A 15571-nucleotide genomic window follows, 5' to 3' on the forward strand; every position below is an offset into this window, starting at 1 on the left:
ATCATGTAATATTAAAAGTAACATAAGATTTGTTTTGGTCAATAATGTGGGGTGAAAATATAAATTTGTTTAATTATCATTATGTTGATTGATTTTTTTGGATTTATCCCCTTTGGGGAATTGCGCAATATGCCGTTTATGTAATATCGTAAGTTACATGAAAACAAATAACTCATTCTCAGCAACGCTGCACATCCTGCTGCACCTGGAGCAGATGGATAAGCCCCTGACGTCGGAGCAGATGGCCGCCTTTATTGATGGTAATCCGGCGTTCATCCGCAAGCTGCTTGCCGGCCTCAGGGAAAAAAACATTGTCTGTGCCACGAAGGGGCACCACGGCGGCTGGCGGCTATGTCGGCCGGTGACAGAGATTACGCTTTACGATATCTACATGGCGTTAGGTGAACCGGCGCTATTTGCGCTGGGCAACCGCAGCGAGAACCCACAATGCCTGGTGGAACAGGGGGTAAACCGGGTGATGTCGGCAACGCTTGCTGATGCGCAAACGCTGATCCTCGATCGTTTTAAAAGCCTGACCCTACACGATATCGGCAGCGAATTTATCAGCTACTTCAACGACAAAGGCCATAACCCATGATTGCTACCTTAACGACCTGCCTGATGATTGCCCTGGCGGCCAGCAGTATTTCGATGACGGTGACGCAGACGGAGCTGTTTGCCACGTTCCGCGAGTGGACGGCAAAAAAGAATGCGCTGATGGGGCATCTGTTTCAATGTTTCTACTGCTTAAGCCACTGGGTAGTGTTTGGCGGGATGGCGGTGTATCGCCCGGCGCTGTTGAACAGCGGCTTTGCACTGATTGACTGGGTGATGACGGCGTTTATCACCATCACCTTCGCGACGCTGATTAACGGACTGATGTTTAAGGTATTCCAGGCTGCTATCAGCATGCATGTCATGAAACATGAGGCACAAAAAACGCTGCAGGCGAAATAAGAAAAAAAAGCCTCTCTGCGCCAGAGAGGCTTTTTTAATGCATTAGTTACGGTACAGCACTTTAATGATGTGGTAACCGAACTGGGTGTGCAGCGGGCCGGTCGGCTCCAGCACCGGGCAGGAGAAGACGACTTTATCAAACGCCGGCACCATCTGGCCCTGTCTGAATTCGCCTAAATGACCGCCTTTCTTACCTGAGGGGCAGGTGGAGTGCTTCTTCGCCAGCTTCTCGAAGTCGGCGCCGTTTTTAATCTGCTCAAGCAGGTCGAGTGCCAGTTTCTCTTCTTTCACCAGAATGTGCATTGCTGCGGCTGTTTTCGCCATGATCGTACCTTGATAGGTTGCTATGAATCAGGGGGCAATATTAGCATGCGTTAGCGGCGATATAGCACCTTAATGATGTGATAACCAAACCGGGTTTTCACCGGCCCATAGGGTTTCAGCAACGGGCAGGTGAAGACGGCATGATCAAATGGCCCGACCATCGTTCCCTGTTTAAACTCGCCGAGATCGCCGCCGTTGCGCCCGGAGGGGCAGCGCGAATAGCGCTTCGCCAGATGATCGAAGCTAACGCCTCGCTCCAGTTTGGCGAGGATCTCCTGCGCCAGCTTCTCTTCTTTCACCAGGATGTGCAGGGCCGCTGCGGACTTTGCCATAGTTTCGCTCTCAGGATGACGGGTGTTGCCAACACTTTACCATTAGCCGGTAAATCTCCCCCCGGCTTTCTGCTACAATCCTCACCCCGTTCGAAGATTGAGCAAGACTCCCATGCGTTTAAACCCTGGCCAACAACAAGCCGTCGAATTCGTGACCGGGCCGTGCCTGGTGCTGGCGGGCGCCGGTTCCGGTAAGACCCGCGTTATCACCAATAAAATCGCCCACCTGATCCGCGGCTGCGGTTATCAGGCGCGCCATATCGCGGCGGTGACCTTTACCAATAAAGCGGCACGCGAAATGAAAGAGCGTGTCGGGCAAACGCTGGGACGCAAAGAGGCGCGCGGCCTGATGATTTCCACCTTCCATACCCTGGGGCTGGATATTATTAAGCGTGAGTATGCCGCGCTGGGGATGAAATCTAACTTTTCGCTGTTCGATGATACCGACCAGGTGGCCCTGCTCAAAGAGCTGACAGAGGGGTTGATCGAAGACGATAAAGGGGTTCTCCAGCAGCTGATCTCGACGATCTCCAACTGGAAAAACGATCTGCAAACCCCGGCGCAGGCGGCAGCCAGCGCGAAGGGCGAGCGGGATCGGATCTTTGCCCACTGCTATGGGCTGTATGATGCGCATATGAAAGCCTGCAACGTGCTGGATTTCGACGATCTGATCCTGCTGCCCACCCTGCTACTGCAGCGCAATGGAGAGGTGCGCGAGCGCTGGCAGAACAAGATCCGTTATCTGCTGGTGGATGAATATCAGGATACCAACACCAGCCAGTATGAGATGGTGAAGCTGCTGGTGGGGCAGCGGGCGCGCTTTACCGTGGTGGGGGACGACGATCAGTCGATCTACTCCTGGCGCGGGGCGCGGCCGCAGAACCTGGTACTGCTGAGTCAGGACTTCCCGGCGCTGCAGGTGATCAAACTCGAACAGAACTACCGTTCTTCCGGCCGGATATTGAAAGCGGCCAACATCCTGATCGCCAACAATCCGCACGTCTTTGAAAAACGCCTGTTTTCCGAGCTTGGCTACGGCGCTGAGCTGAAAGTGCTTTCAGCGAATCATGAAGAACATGAAGCGGAGCGGGTCACCGGGGAACTGATCGCCCACCACTTTATTAATAAGACGCAATATAAGGATTACGCGATCCTCTACCGCGGTAACCATCAGTCGCGGGTCTTTGAAAAGATGCTGATGCAAAACCGCATTCCGTACAAAATTTCCGGCGGCACGTCGTTTTTCTCGCGGCCGGAGATCAAAGACCTGCTGGCCTATCTGCGCGTGCTGACCAACCCGGATGACGACAGCGCCTTCCTGCGCATCGTGAATACGCCAAAGCGTGAAATCGGCCCGGCTACCCTGCAAAAACTGGGCGAGTGGGCGATGACCCGCAATAAGAGTCTATTCGCCGCCAGTTTTGATATGGGGCTCACCCAGACGCTGACCGGCCGCGGTTACGATGCGCTCACGGGCTTTACCCGGTGGCTGGGGGAAATCCAGCGTCTGGCGGAAAGCGAGCCGGTAACCGCGGTGCGCGATCTGATTCGCGGCGTGGACTATGAATCCTGGCTGTATGAGACCTCCCCGAGTCCGAAGGCCGCAGAAATGCGTATGAAAAACGTCAATCAGCTGTTCAGCTGGATGACGGAGATGCTGGAAGGAAGCGAGATTGACGAACCCATGACGTTGACCCAGGTGGTCACCCGCTTTACCCTGCGCGATATGATGGAGCGCGGCGAGTCAGATGAAGAGTCGGATCAGGTGCAGCTGATGACCCTGCATGCCTCGAAGGGGCTGGAGTTTCCTTACGTCTACCTGGTGGGCATGGAGGAGGGGCTGCTGCCGCACCAGAGCAGTATTGATGAAGACAACGTGGATGAAGAGCGCCGGCTGGCCTACGTCGGCATCACCCGCGCGCAAAAAGAGCTGACCTTTACCTTGTGTAAAGAACGCCGTCAGTACGGCGAGCTGGTGCGCCCGGAACCCAGCCGTTTTCTGCTGGAGCTGCCGCAGGACGACCTGATCTGGGAGCAGGAACGTAAGGTTATCTCCGCGGAAGAGCGGATGCATAAAGGGCAGGCGAACGTCGCCAACATTCGGGCGATGCTGGCAAAAGCAAAAGGGAAGTAATGATGGGGCGTGTGCCCCGGTCATGCTCTCCGGGGCGTGTTAGCAGCCTGCCGGCGAGATTACGCCACGTCTAAAACCCAGTGGACATAACTCTGCCACTGGCACTCCTGTTCCATCAGTTCCCGGCCCAGCGGATGGCTTTCCAGCCAGCCCTCCGGCAGCGTCAGCGTGAGTTTCTCGCCATCGGCGACCAGGGTAATCATCGGCAGCAGATCGTCGCGACGGCGGCTGGCAAACAGGATAGCCAGACGTAACAGCCGACAAAGATGCTCCGCGACGCGCGGTTTCACCGCATTTTGCTGGTGGAGCGAAGAGAGATCGATGGTGTTGGTTTGATTGAGTAATAACGTCGCGAGCAGCTTTTTCTGCGCCGGCGTGAAACCGGGCAGATCGAGGTTACTCACCAGGTAGGCGGCATGTTGCGGGGCGCGTTTAAAATCGACGCTCAGGCCAATTTCATGCAGCGCGCAGGCGCTGGCCAGCAGATCGCGGCTGAGCGGTTCCAGTTCCCAGGTATCATCCAGCTGACTCACCAGATGCGCAGCGAGGTGGGTCACGCGCTGAGCCTGCTCGGTATCGATCATAAAGCGGCGCTGAATATTGCGCAGGGTGCGGCTACGAATATCCTGATCGACGGCCAGATGCAGCATACCGTAAACCAGACCTTCACGCAGCGCTCCGCCCGCCAGGGTCATGCACTGAATATTCAGTTCACTGAAGATGGCGATCAGGATGGCCAGGCCGCTGGGGAAAACTAACGCCCGCTCTAAGGTTAAGCCTTCGATTTCCAGCTCTTCCAGACGCCCGCACTGTATCGCCCGCTGTTTGAGCTGCTGCAGTTTTGCGAGGGTGATGCGTTCATCCATCCCCTGCGCCATCATGATTTCCTGCAGGGCCTGGACGGTGCCGGAGGCGCCAACGCAGATTTTCCAACCGTGATAATTCAGGATGTCAGTAATCGGACGCAGCACGTCGCGAGCCGCATTTTCGGCGAGATCGAAGTTTTCTTTCGTCAGGTTACGATCGGCGAAGTAGCGTTCCAGCCAGGTGACACACCCCATCGACAGACTAAAAAGAGAGGTGGTTTGGGCCCCGGTACCGGTAACCAGCTCCGTACTGGCTCCGCCGATATCGACCACCAGACGCTGGTCTTCACCGCCGGTAGTGTGTGCAACACCTTGATAAATCAGGCGAGCCTCTTCTTCACCGCTGATAACCTGCACCGGGCAGCCGAGGATTTCCCGCGCCTTCGCCAGGAATTCATCGGCGTTGACCGCCAGACGCAGTGTGGCTGTCGCCACCACGCGAATTTGCGCGGCAGGAATATCCTGCAGGCGTTCGGCAAACAGACGCAAACACTGCCATCCACGCTCCATCGCTTCCGCGGAGAGCGTGTTATCGCTGTTCAGGCCCGCGGCCAGACGCACTTTGCGCTTGATGCGGCTGAGCGTCTGGATGCTCCCGGCCACCTCGCGTACAACCAACATATGAAAGCTATTTGAACCAAGATCGATAGCTGCATAAAGCGAGGTGGAACTGAGCATAGATTTCTTTAACCTGAACGACGACGGTTACGAGGCGGGCCGCTACGACGCGGGCCATTGCCCGTGCGCGGGCGCGTCAGGCGCAGCGGCTTAGGCAAATCAGTCATAAGTGCATCTGGGTTGTACTTGCTAACCGGAATGGAGTGACCGGTATAGGCCTCAATTGCCGGTAGGTTCAGCGCGTACTCTTCACAGGCCAGGCTGATGGAGTGACCGCTGGCGCCCGCGCGACCGGTACGGCCGATACGGTGGACGTAATCTTCACAGTCGTCCGGCAGGTCATAGTTAAAGACGTGCGTCACGGCCGGGATATGCAGACCACGCGCGGCAACGTCGGTCGCCACCAGAATGTCGATATCACCGCGGGTGAATTCTTCGAGAATGCGCAGACGTTTTTTCTGCGCGACGTCGCCGGTGAGCAGACCTACGCGATGGCCGTCCGCCGCCAGATGACCCCAGATATCTTCACAACGGTGCTTGGTGTTGGCGAAGATAATGGCGCGATCCGGCCATTCTTCTTCCAGCAGCGTCTGCAGCAGGCGCATTTTTTCTTCGTTGGAAGGATAGAACAGCTCTTCTTTAATACGGTGACCCGTTTTCTGTTCCGGCTCGACTTCAACGTATTCGGCGTTGTTCATCTGTTCAAAGGCCAGTTCGCGGACGCGATAAGAAAGCGTTGCGGAGAACAGCATGTTCAGGCGCTGGTTGGTCGGCGGCATACGACGGAACAGCCAGCGGATATCTTTAATAAAGCCGAGATCGTACATGCGATCGGCTTCATCGAGCACGACAACCTGAATCGCGCCGAGGTTAATGTGATTCTGTTTGGCGTAATCGATAAGACGACCGGTGGTACCGATCAGAATGTCGACGCCGCTTTCCAGGACTTTTAGCTGCTTATCGTAGCCATCGCCGCCGTAAGCCAGGCCCAGCTTCAGGCCAGTCGCCTGCGCCAGCGGTTCGGCGTCAGCATGAATTTGTACCGCCAGTTCGCGCGTTGGCGCCATGATCAGCGCCCGCGGTTGGTTTACCTGGCGGTCAGCGCTGGCCGGGTGAGAGAGAAGATAATGAAACGTTGACGTCAGGAACGCCATCGTTTTACCGGTACCGGTTTGCGCCTGCCCGGCGACATCACGACCTTCCAGCGTTAGCGGAAGAGCGAGTGCCTGAATGGGCGTACAATTATGAAACCCTTTTTTTTCAAGGGCTTCAATCACTGCCGGGTGCAGGGCGAAGTCGGAAAACTTCTGTTCTGTTAAATGTGTTTTGCTCATAGTGTGGTAGAATATCAGCTAACTATTGCATTAAGAAAGCGTATCCGTTGAAATAACGTCAACCTTTCGTTGGCTATACGCGAAATTACGTAAGGTGCATCTGCGGCAACCGAATGAATCCTCGAAAGCTTAGACTACTGAGCGAGTCGGGGTGGATTAATCTACCGGCAACGGGTTGAGAACGGTTGGCTTTGGCTCCGGCAAGACGAAGTCCATGATGGGCCGGGTCGCGCAGGGGTCAGTTGTTAAAGAGGCATTCGGAAGAATAACGTGTATAACGTAGCATCGGCACGTCGTTGATGTCTGCGACACCAACACACCAGGCTTATTCCTGTGGAGTTAAATATGAGCGATAAAATTATTCACCTGACTGACGACAGTTTTGACACGGACGTACTCAAGGCTGACGGGCTCACCCTCGTCGATTTCTGGGCAGAGTGGTGCGGTCCGTGCAAAATGATCGCCCCGATTCTGGATGAGATCGCTGAGGAGTATCAGGGCAAACTGACCGTTGCTAAACTGAACATCGATCAGAACCCGGGTACTGCGCCGAAATATGGCATTCGCGGCATCCCGACGCTGCTGCTGTTTAAGAACGGCGAAGTGGCGGCAACTAAGGTTGGCGCGCTGTCTAAAGGCCAGCTGAAAGATTTCCTCGACGCCAACCTGGCGTAAGCGGTTTGCCATTCCGGCGTCCGGATTCCTATTTTTAGCGGAACTCTGGACGCCCGGCGAGAGTCGTGCTAAGTTAACTTCAGACTTCGTTTTAAACATACCTTATTGTTTGAATCTTGTTTTACCCGAAGCGTCCCGCAGAAAATGCGCGAGAAGCTACAAATTCCGGGCTTATCACTCATTCCGTTTTGTCGTTCCAGCTCTGCGTTCTTTCCTGTGACCAGGCAACGTACAGGCACGAGATGAAGGCCGTTAACAGGCATGGAAGTTCCTGCCATACCATTCACAACATTAAGTTCGAGTTCTACCCCGAGTTTAAGAACCCACACCATTATGAATCTTACCGAATTAAAGAATACGCCGGTTTCTGAGCTGATTACTCTCGGCGAAAATATGGGGCTGGAAAACCTGGCCCGTATGCGTAAGCAGGATATTATTTTTGCCATCCTCAAGCAGCATTCGAAGAGTGGCGAAGATATCTTTGGCGATGGCGTACTGGAGATACTGCAGGATGGATTTGGTTTCCTCCGCTCCGCAGACAGCTCCTACCTCGCCGGTCCCGATGACATCTACGTATCCCCAAGCCAAATCCGCCGTTTCAACCTCCGCACTGGCGACACCATTTCCGGTAAGATTCGTCCTCCGAAAGAGGGTGAGCGTTACTTTGCGCTGTTGAAAGTTAACGAAGTTAACTACGATAAGCCGGAAAACGCGCGTAATAAGATCCTGTTCGAGAACTTAACGCCGCTGCACGCAAACTCACGTCTGCGTATGGAGCGTGGTAACGGTTCTACCGAAGACTTAACCGCGCGTGTCCTCGATTTGGCTTCGCCGATCGGCCGCGGCCAGCGTGGTCTGATTGTTGCTCCGCCGAAAGCGGGTAAAACCATGCTGCTGCAGAATATTGCGCAGAGCATCGCTTACAACCATCCTGACTGCGTGCTGATGGTGCTGCTGATCGACGAACGTCCGGAAGAAGTGACCGAGATGCAGCGTCTGGTGAAAGGCGAAGTGGTTGCTTCCACCTTCGACGAACCGGCATCCCGTCACGTTCAGGTTGCCGAGATGGTCATCGAGAAGGCGAAACGCCTGGTTGAGCACAAGAAAGACGTTATCATTCTGCTCGACTCCATTACCCGTCTGGCGCGTGCTTACAACACCGTGGTTCCGGCTTCCGGTAAAGTACTGACCGGTGGTGTGGACGCCAACGCCCTGCATCGTCCGAAGCGTTTCTTCGGTGCCGCACGTAACGTTGAAGAGGGCGGTAGCCTGACCATCATCGCTACGGCGCTGATCGATACCGGCTCCAAAATGGATGAGGTTATCTACGAAGAGTTTAAAGGCACCGGTAACATGGAGCTGCACCTCTCGCGTAAGATTGCTGAAAAACGCGTCTTCCCGGCTATCGATTACAACCGTTCCGGTACCCGTAAAGAAGAGCTGCTGACCACTCAGGAAGAGCTGCAGAAGATGTGGATCCTGCGTAAAATCATCCATCCGATGGGTGAAATCGACGCCATGGAGTTCCTCATCAACAAACTGGCTATGACCAAAACTAACGATGACTTCTTCGATATGATGAAGCGCTCGTAAGTTAAAAAAGCCAAAAAACGCCACGCGATTGCGTGGCGTTTTGTTTTGGGGGTTTGTATGATCCAGAAAGGGAAAGCGGAGCGGGTATTATCGTATGATTAGTGCACCACTCCAGGCAGAAACAACTTTAACAGACTAAAATCTATACAATAAATTTGTAATGTTCTGCTTTAACCCTTCAGGAGTTGAGACATCGTCGTTATACTTCCCGGATTAACCATGCTGAGAGCATATGTGTTGTGAATTTACTCACTGCTATTACTGAAATAATCAGTATTTTCTTATTCACCACCCTTTTTATATTTGTTGCTCGTAAAGCAGCAAAAAAAGTCGGGCTAGTGGATAAACCTAACTATCGAAAACGGCATCAAGGCCTGGTTCCGTTAGTGGGTGGCATCTCAGTTTACGCTGGCATTTGTTTTACTTTTGCCATCGCCGATTATTACATTCCCCATGCAACGCTATACCTGGCGTGCGCCGGGATCCTCGTCCTGGTCGGTGCGCTGGACGACCGGTTTGATATCAGTGTAAAAATTCGCGCGGTTATTCAGGCCGCGATTGCCGTGGTGATGATGACGGCAGGAAACCTGCATCTGAGCAGCCTGGGCTTTATTTTTGGCTCGTGGGAGCTGGTTCTCGGTCCCTTTGGCTTCTTCCTCACCCTCTTCGCCGTTTGGGCGGCGATCAACGCCTTTAATATGGTGGATGGCATCGACGGCCTGCTGGGCGGTCTGTCATCGGTCTCGTTTGCGGCAACCGGCATTATTCTGTGGTTTGACGGTCAGTACAGCCTGGCAATGTGGTGTTTTGCGATGATTGCCGCCATTCTGCCCTATATTTTACTTAACCTTGGCGCGCTTGGCCGTCGCTATAAAGTCTTTATGGGCGACGCCGGCAGTACCATGATTGGCTTCACCATCATCTGGATTCTGCTGGAGACGACCCAGGGTAAAACCCATCCTATTAGCCCGGTTACCGCGCTGTGGATTATTGCTATTCCGTTGATGGATATGGTGGCGATTATGTATCGCCGCCTGCGTAAAGGTATGAGTCCGTTCTCTCCGGACCGCCAGCACATTCATCATTTGATCATGCGTGCCGGTTTTACTTCCCGGCAGGCCTTTGTCCTGATCACCCTGGCGGCCGCGCTACTGGCGATGGTCGGTGTGGTGGCGGAATATACCCGTATCGTTCCTGAATGGGTGATGTTAGTACTCTTTTTGTTGGCCTTTTTCCTTTATGGCTACTGTATTAAACGCGCATGGAAAGTGGCGCGACTGGTTAAGCGCATCAGACGCAGAATTCGGCGACACAGCGGCAATAATCCAAAATTAACCAAGTAGAACTGGGGACGTGATGACTCAACCATTACCGGGAGCACAAGCAGTGAACGTTGAGAATGAGCTGGATATTCGCGGGCTGTTTCGCGCCTTATGGGCAGGAAAAATCTGGATAGCCGGAATGGCCGTACTATTCGCGCTGATCGTTCTGGTTTACGCTTTCTTTGCTCGTCAGGAGTGGAGCGCGACGGCGATTACCGATCGCCCCACCGTGAATATGCTTGGCGGTTACTACTCTCAACAGCAGTTCTTACGCAATCTGGATATTAAAGCCAACCTGGTGCCGGTCGATCAGCCCTCGGCGATGGATGAAGCCTATAAAGAGTTCATCATGCAGCAGGCTTCCTGGGATACCCGCCGCGATTTTTGGCTGCAGACTGACTATTACAAACAGCGTCAGTCGGGTAACGCCCGCGCGGACGCCGCGCTGCTGGATGAGCTGATTAACAATATTCAGTTTATGCCCGGCGACCCGGCCAAGAGTATTAACGACAGCGTGAAGCTGACGGCGGAAACGGCGCCAGATGCCAATAATTTACTGCGCCAGTATGTGGCTTTCGCCAGCCAGCGGGCGGCAGGGCATCTGAATGATGAGCTGAAGGGCGCCTGGGCGGCACGTACCGTACAGATGAAAGCGCAGGTGAAGCGTCAGGAAGAGGTGGCGCGCGAAATTTTCAACCGGCGTACCCACAGCGTGGAAGAGGCGTTGAAAATCGCTCAGCAGCACAACATTTCTCGTAGCGAAACGGATATCCCGGCAGACCAGCTTCCCGATTCCGAACTGTTCTTACTCGGCAGGCCGATGCTGCAGGCGCGGCTGGAAAATCTGCAGGCGGTTGGGCCGGAATACGATCTCGACTATGACCAGAGCCGTGCCATGTTGAATACGCTGAACGTCGGGCCGACATTAGACCCGCGTTTTCAGACCTACCGGTATTTGCGTACGCCGGAAGAACCTGTAAAACGCGATAGCCCGCGGCGGGTGTTTCTGATGGTGATGTGGGGGATTGTGGGCGCGCTCATCGGCGCAGGCGTCGCATTATCGCGTCGTCGGGTCCAGTGAATGCGGCCTGTGATGAAGGACATACGGGCTTCATCACCTAATCGAAGAGAATCGATGTGAAAGTACTAACGGTATTTGGCACGAGACCCGAAGCCATCAAAATGGCGCCTCTGGTTCATGCGCTGGCAAAGGATCCTCACTTTGAGGCGAAAGTGTGCGTAACCGCCCAGCATCGGGAGATGCTCGACCAGGTGTTGAAACTTTTTTCCATTGTTCCGGATTACGACCTCAACATTATGCAGCCAGGACAGGGGCTGACGGAGATTACCTGCCGTATCCTCGAGGGGCTGAAACCGGTTCTGGAGTCGTTTAAGCCGGACGTCGTGCTGGTGCATGGCGATACCACGACGACGATGGCCGCGAGCCTGGCCGCTTTCTACCAGCGGATCCCGGTAGGGCACGTTGAGGCGGGGCTGCGGACCGGCGATCTGAGCTCGCCGTGGCCGGAAGAGGGCAACCGTACGCTAACCGGGCACCTGGCCACGTATCATTTTGCGCCGACGGAAACCTCACGGCAGAACCTGTTGCGGGAGAGCATCGCGGACGGCCATATCGTGGTCACCGGCAACACGGTGATCGATGCCTTGTTCTGGGTTCGCGATCGGGTGCTGGGTGATGAGCTCCTGCGCAATACCCTCCTGCAGCGTTATCCGTTCCTGGCGGCCGGAAAGAAGATGATTCTGGTCACCGGCCATCGCCGGGAGAGCTTCGGCCGCGGGTTTGAGCAAATCTGCCATGCGCTGGCGACAATCGCCGCCGATCATCCCGCGGTACAAATTGTTTATCCGGTGCACCTGAACCCGAACGTCAGCGAGCCGGTGAACCGTATTCTTGGCCACGTTGATAACGTGATGCTGATTGAGCCGCAGGATTACCTGCCGTTTGTCTGGCTGATGGATCGCGCATGGCTGATTCTCACCGACTCCGGCGGCATTCAGGAAGAAGCGCCATCGCTCGGAAAGCCGGTGCTGGTGATGCGTGAAATGACCGAGCGCCCGGAGGCGGTCGCCGCAGGCACCGTACGGCTGGTGGGTACCGACACCCAGCGTATCGTCGCTGAAGTTACGCATTTGCTGGAGGATGATGCCGCGTATCAGGCGATGAGCCGGGCGCATAATCCTTACGGCGATGGTCAGGCATGTCGCCGTATTTTGTCCGCACTTAAAAATAATCAGGTAACGCTATGAGTTTTTCTACCATTTCGGTGATTGGCCTTGGATATATTGGCCTGCCAACCGCTGCCGCGTTCGCCTCCCGGCAAAAGCGGGTGGTCGGCGTTGATATCAATCAACATGCCGTGGAGACCATTAACCGTGGCGAGATTCATATCGTGGAGCCGGATCTGGCGAGCGTCGTCAAAGAGGCGGTCGAACAGAGTTATTTAAGTGCCACTACCGCGCCGGTCGCTGCCGATGCGTATCTGATCGCGGTACCAACGCCGTTTAAAGACCAGCATGAGCCGGATATGGTCTTCGTAGAGTCCGCGGCAAAATCCATTGCGCCGGTGCTGCAGAAAGGGGCGCTGGTGATTCTGGAGTCCACGTCGCCGGTGGGCGCCACGGAGCAAATGGCCGCCTGGTTAGCGGAAATGCGCCCGGATCTGAGCTTCCCGCAGCAGGCGGGCGAAGCGGCGGACGTGAATATCGCCTATTGCCCGGAGCGCGTGCTGCCGGGCCAGGTGATGGTCGAGCTGATTAAAAACGACCGCGTTATCGGCGGTATGTCGCCGGTGTGTTCTGCCCGCGCCAGCGAGCTGTATAAGATTTTCCTCGAGGGCGAATGCGTGGTGACCAACTCCCGCACCGCGGAGATGTGTAAGCTGACCGAAAACAGCTTCCGCGACGTCAATATCGCGTTTGCTAACGAACTGTCGCTGATCTGCGCCGAGCAGGGAATTAACGTCTGGGAGCTGATTCGCCTGGCGAATCGCCATCCGCGCGTGAACATTCTGCAGCCGGGCCCGGGGGTCGGTGGCCACTGTATCGCGGTCGATCCGTGGTTCATCGTGGCGCAAAACCCGCAGCAGGCGCGGCTGATTCGTACCGCCCGCGAAGTTAACGACCATAAGCCCGACTGGGTGATCGACCAGGTCAAGGCGCGGGTGGCGGATTGCCTTGCGACCAGCAACAAACGCGCCAGCGAGCTGAAAATTGCCTGCTTTGGCCTGGCCTTTAAACCGAATATCGACGATTTGCGCGAAAGCCCGGCGATGTCGATCGCCATGCAAATTGCCCGCTGGCACAGCGGCGACACGCTGGTGGTAGAGCCCAATATTCATCAACTGCCACAGAAACTGGCTGGTTTATGTTCACTGGCTCTGCTGGATGATGCTTTGGCGAGTGCCGACGTGCTGGTGATGCTGGTAGACCATAACGAGTTTAAAGCCATCAGCGGCGCCAGCGTGACGCAGGAATTTATTGTCGACACCAAAGGGGTGTGGCGATGAGTACGCTTCTGGTCACCGGCGAGGGCCTGGATTTTATGCCAGGCTCTGGCTATAACGCCTCTCTCCGGGATCCCTCCCGTGTTCGTCCGCGCCAGTATTGAATCCCTGGAATGGGAGAATCACTTCTTTGGCATTGATAGCGCGATTGTGCGCTTTCGCGATGATGCCCCGCCGCTGACCGCTCAGGCGTTGGCCGGCTGGTCGCGTCTGCAGGCGAAGATTGCGGCGGAAGATAGCGAACGGCTGGATGCGCTACAGCAGCTGGGGTTCCAGCTGGTGGAAGGCGAAGTCGATCTGGCGCTGCCGGTTGGCGTTCCTGATGATGCGGGAAGCGAAGTGGCGACGGCGGCGGATATTCCGCGCCTGCGCGAGCTGGCGGCGCAGGCCTTTGCGCAGAGCCGCTTTCGCGCGCCCTGGTACCCGTCGGACGCCAGCGGCCGTTTTTACGCCCGGTGGGTTGAAAACGCGGTGCTGGGGACGTTCGATAACCAGTGCCTGATTTTTCGCGCCGCTGATGGCGATATTCGCGCGTTTGTTTCACTGCGTCAGCTCAATACGACGGAAGCCCGAATTGGCCTGTTAGCCGGTCGCGGCGCGGGCGCGGAACTGATGCAGGCGGCGCGGCATTGGGCCGGGCTGCGCCAGCTTTCTACACTGCGGGTGGCAACCCAGATGGGCAACACCGCCGCGCTTAAACGTTATATTCTCAGCGGTGCCAATGTGGAAAACACCGCGTACTGGTTATACAGGTGACATGATGATTCCATTTAACGCGCCGCCGGTGGTGGGAACCGAGCTTGATTATATGCAATCCGCGATGAGCAGCGGCAAGCTGTGCGGCGACGGCGGCTTTACCCGCCGCTGTCAGCAGTGGATGGAGCAGCGTTTCGGCACGGCAAAAGCGCTGCTGACCCCTTCCTGTACCGCCTCGCTGGAGATGGCGGCGCTGCTGCTGAATATCCAGCCGGGTGACGAAGTGATTATGCCGAGCTATACCTTCGTCTCCACCGCCAACGCCTTTGTGCTGCGCGGGGCAAAAATCGTCTTTGTGGATATTCGTCGCGATACGATGAATATCGATGAAACGCTGATTGAAGCCGCGATTAGCGAAAAAACCCGGGCAATTGTGCCGGTCCACTATGCCGGCGTTGCCTGCGAGATGGATACTATTATGGCCCTCGCCAGCAAGTACAACCTGTTTGTGGTGGAAGATGCCGCCCAGGGCGTGATGTCGACCTACAAAGGGCGAGCGCTGGGCACTATCGGGCATATCGGCTGCTTTAGCTTCCATGAGACCAAAAACTATACCGCGGGCGGCGAAGGCGGGGCGACGCTGATCAACGATCGCGCGCTGATTGAACGCGCGGAAATTATCCGCGAGAAGGGCACCAACCGCAGCCAGTTCTTCCGGGGCCTGGTGGATAAATACACCTGGCGCGATATCGGTTCCAGCTATCTGATGTCTGACCTGCAGGCCGCCTATCTGTGGGCGCAGCTGGAAGCCGCGGATCAAATTAACCAGCAGCGGCTGGCGCTGTGGCAGCGCTATTACGATGCGCTGCTGCCGCTGGCCCGCGCCGGACGCATCGAGCTGCCGACCCTTCCTGCTGACTGCGGGCATAACGCGCATATGTTTTACATTAAGCTGCGCGATATCGATGATCGCAGCCGGCTGATCGCCTGGTTGAAAGAGGCGGAAATCCTCGCGGTGTTCCACTATATTCCGCTGCATAGCTGCCCGGCGGGTGAGAACTTCGGTGAGTTCCACGGGGAGGACCGTTATACCACTCTGGAAAGCGAGCGCCTGCTGCGTCTGCCGCTGTTCTACAACCTGTCGTCGACTAACCAGCGAACGGTGATTAACTCGCTGTTGAGCTATTTCTCCTGAT

Annotated in this window: 15 protein-coding genes; 11 read left to right on the forward strand and 4 right to left on the reverse strand. The window is 55.6% G+C overall.

The genetic code is table 11. The annotated features are described in order from the left end of the window. Nucleotides 1-157 precede the first annotated feature (157 nt). The gene (locus tag EDF73_RS26110; RefSeq protein ID WP_132731847.1) at nt 158-598 is read left to right on the forward strand and encodes an Rrf2 family transcriptional regulator; all 441 of its coding nucleotides are present in this window, start codon (nt 158-160) and stop codon (nt 596-598) included. After that, a complete protein-coding gene (locus EDF73_RS26115) occupies nt 595-957 on the forward strand; it encodes a DUF1360 domain-containing protein (protein WP_132731848.1) in 363 nt (120 codons plus the stop codon). Before EDF73_RS26110 ends, EDF73_RS26115 begins: the two co-directional genes overlap by 4 nt. A 42-nt stretch (nt 958-999) precedes the next feature. Here EDF73_RS26115 and ppiC (EDF73_RS26120) read toward each other — a convergent pair whose 3' ends face one another. Both ppiC (EDF73_RS26120) and ppiC (EDF73_RS26125) read right to left on the reverse strand, forming a co-directional pair. Next, a complete protein-coding gene (ppiC, locus tag EDF73_RS26120; protein ID WP_132731849.1) occupies nt 1000-1281 on the reverse strand; it encodes a peptidylprolyl isomerase PpiC in 282 nt (93 codons plus the stop codon). Nucleotides 1282-1331: 50 nt separating this feature from the next. Next, nucleotides 1332-1613, reverse strand: coding sequence for a peptidylprolyl isomerase PpiC (ppiC, locus tag EDF73_RS26125; RefSeq protein WP_132731850.1), 282 nt, complete (start codon nt 1611-1613; stop codon nt 1332-1334). Nucleotides 1614-1725: 112 nt separating this feature from the next. Here ppiC (EDF73_RS26125) and rep point away from each other — a divergent pair, with 112 nt between their 5' ends. Continuing rightward, entirely contained in the window at nt 1726-3747 is a 2022-nt protein-coding gene (gene rep, locus EDF73_RS26130) for a DNA helicase Rep (protein ID WP_132731851.1), read from the forward strand. Nucleotides 3748-3806: 59 nt separating this feature from the next. On the opposite strand, the gene gppA is transcribed toward rep, so the two are convergent. After that, a complete protein-coding gene (gene gppA, locus EDF73_RS26135; RefSeq protein WP_132731852.1) occupies nt 3807-5291 on the reverse strand; it encodes a guanosine-5'-triphosphate,3'-diphosphate diphosphatase in 1485 nt (494 codons plus the stop codon). An 8-nt stretch (nt 5292-5299) separates the two neighbouring features. After that, nucleotides 5300-6565, reverse strand: coding sequence for an ATP-dependent RNA helicase RhlB (gene rhlB / locus EDF73_RS26140; protein ID WP_132731853.1), 1266 nt, complete (start codon nt 6563-6565; stop codon nt 5300-5302). A gap of 345 nt (nt 6566-6910) precedes the next feature. Between rhlB and trxA the strand changes: the two genes are divergently transcribed. The 8 genes from trxA (at nt 6911) to rffA (ending at nt 15570) form a co-directional block, all read left to right on the forward strand. After that, nucleotides 6911-7240 carry a thioredoxin TrxA gene (gene trxA / locus EDF73_RS26145; protein ID WP_004869525.1) on the forward strand — a complete coding sequence of 110 codons (330 nt, stop codon included), beginning with the start codon at nt 6911-6913 and terminating at the stop codon, nt 7238-7240. Between the two features lie 333 nt (nt 7241-7573). Beyond that, nucleotides 7574-8833: a transcription termination factor Rho gene (gene rho / locus EDF73_RS26155; RefSeq protein WP_002883293.1), complete on the forward strand. Its 1260-nt coding sequence runs from the start codon at nt 7574-7576 to the stop codon at nt 8831-8833. A 239-nt stretch (nt 8834-9072) separates the two neighbouring features. Beyond that, nucleotides 9073-10176, forward strand: a complete 1104-nt coding sequence (gene wecA / locus EDF73_RS26160) for a UDP-N-acetylglucosamine--undecaprenyl-phosphate N-acetylglucosaminephosphotransferase (protein ID WP_132731855.1) — start codon at nt 9073-9075, stop codon at nt 10174-10176. A 13-nt stretch (nt 10177-10189) separates the two neighbouring features. Continuing rightward, nucleotides 10190-11236 carry an ECA polysaccharide chain length modulation protein gene (gene wzzE / locus EDF73_RS26165; RefSeq protein WP_132731856.1) on the forward strand — a complete coding sequence of 349 codons (1047 nt, stop codon included), beginning with the start codon at nt 10190-10192 and terminating at the stop codon, nt 11234-11236. 56 nt (nt 11237-11292) lie between these two features. Then, nucleotides 11293-12423 carry a UDP-N-acetylglucosamine 2-epimerase (non-hydrolyzing) gene (wecB, locus tag EDF73_RS26170; protein ID WP_132731857.1) on the forward strand — a complete coding sequence of 377 codons (1131 nt, stop codon included), beginning with the start codon at nt 11293-11295 and terminating at the stop codon, nt 12421-12423. Next, complete coding sequence (gene wecC / locus EDF73_RS26175; protein ID WP_132731858.1) at nt 12420-13682, forward strand: UDP-N-acetyl-D-mannosamine dehydrogenase; 1263 nt, start codon at nt 12420-12422, stop codon at nt 13680-13682. The genes wecB and wecC overlap by 4 nt, the downstream gene beginning before the upstream one ends. Nucleotides 13683-13760: 78 nt before the next feature. Then, nucleotides 13761-14435 carry a dTDP-4-amino-4,6-dideoxy-D-galactose acyltransferase gene (gene rffC / locus EDF73_RS26180; RefSeq protein WP_132731859.1) on the forward strand — a complete coding sequence of 225 codons (675 nt, stop codon included), beginning with the start codon at nt 13761-13763 and terminating at the stop codon, nt 14433-14435. 4 nt (nt 14436-14439) lie between these two features. Next, the gene (rffA, locus tag EDF73_RS26185; RefSeq protein WP_132731908.1) at nt 14440-15570 is read left to right on the forward strand and encodes a dTDP-4-amino-4,6-dideoxygalactose transaminase; all 1131 of its coding nucleotides are present in this window, start codon (nt 14440-14442) and stop codon (nt 15568-15570) included. Nucleotide 15571 lies beyond the last annotated feature (1 nt).

The organism is Klebsiella sp. BIGb0138 (assembly GCF_004342285.1).
In the GTDB taxonomy this organism is placed as follows: domain Bacteria; phylum Pseudomonadota; class Gammaproteobacteria; order Enterobacterales; family Enterobacteriaceae; genus Klebsiella.